This is a genomic window from Modicisalibacter sp. (assembly GCF_055145905.1).
In genome coordinates, this window is record NZ_JBSREH010000011.1 from 1 (window position 1) to 1,101 (window position 1,101).

At 70.9% G+C, this 1,101-nt stretch carries 1 protein-coding gene; it reads right to left on the bottom strand.

Annotated elements, in window-relative coordinates:
• Positions 1-261 precede the first annotated feature (261 nt).
• The coding region (locus ACTCB7_RS04610; RefSeq protein WP_463005720.1) for an aldehyde dehydrogenase family protein at positions 262-1,101 on the bottom strand (840 nt) is incomplete at its 5' end.

Sequence of the window (1,101 nt, forward strand, 5' to 3'; positions counted from 1 at the left end):
GGCCGTCCCGTCGGGGTCCTGCGTGGGTTGCGCTAGCACCGCTTAGAGCTCATCTCCTCCAAACTCCAGCAATGGTGGGCGCCGGGGACAAGGCGAAGCGAGGGTCCTTTGCCAGGGCCGGAAAGTGATCCCTCCCATGCCGGCATTTCCGCCATCCATGGCGGTCAGATGGCAAAGGTAGCGCCCAAGGAGGGGTTTACAGCGCCCTCGCGAAGCCTTGTCGCCGGAGAAGCCCGCTTCGTCTGCCGGGTGGTGAAAGACTCAGCCCTCGCGCTGGCCGTCGACCAGGCGGTTGAGCTGGTACGGATTGCTTTCCTTGAGCGCCTCCGGCAGCAGGCCGTCCGGCAGGTTCTGGTAGCACACCGGGCGCAGGAAGCGATGGATCGCCGCGCTGCCCACCGAGGTGGTGCGCGCGTCCGAGGTCGCCGGGTAGGGCCCGCCGTGGACCATGGCATGGCACACCTCGACGCCGGTCGGCCAGCCGTTGACCAGGATCCGCCCGGCCTTGCGCTCGAGGATCGGCAGCAGCGCCCGGGCGCTGTCGTGGTCGGCGTCGTCGAGCTGCAGCGTGGCGGTCAGCTGGCCTTCCAGGTGCTCGGCGACCTTCCTGACTTCCGCCTCGTCGGCACACTCGACCACCAGCGAGCTGGCGCCGAACACCTCGGCCTGCAGGGCCTCGTCGGCGAGGAAGTCGCTCGCCGCGGTGACGAACAGCCCCGGCTGGCACTGGTTGGGCTGCTCGCCGGCCTGGCCGCGGGCCACCTCGCGGGTCTTCTCATGGCTCGCCAGGCTGTCCACGCCCCGGGTGTAGGCGTCGTGGATGCCCGGGGTGAGCATGGTCTGGCCGGCGCTGTCGCGCACCGCCCGGCCGGCGGCCTCGACGAAGGCGTCGAGCGCCGGGCCCTTGACCGCGATCACCAGCCCCGGGTTGGTGCAGAACTGCCCGGCACCCAGGTTGAGCGAGGCGACGAAGCCCTCGGCCATGCTCTCGCCGCGCGCCTCGAGCGCCGCGGGCAGCGGGAACACCGGGTTGATCGAGCTCATCTCGGCGTAGATCGGGATCGGCTCGGGGCGCGCCTGGGCGGTGGCGACCAGCGCCTG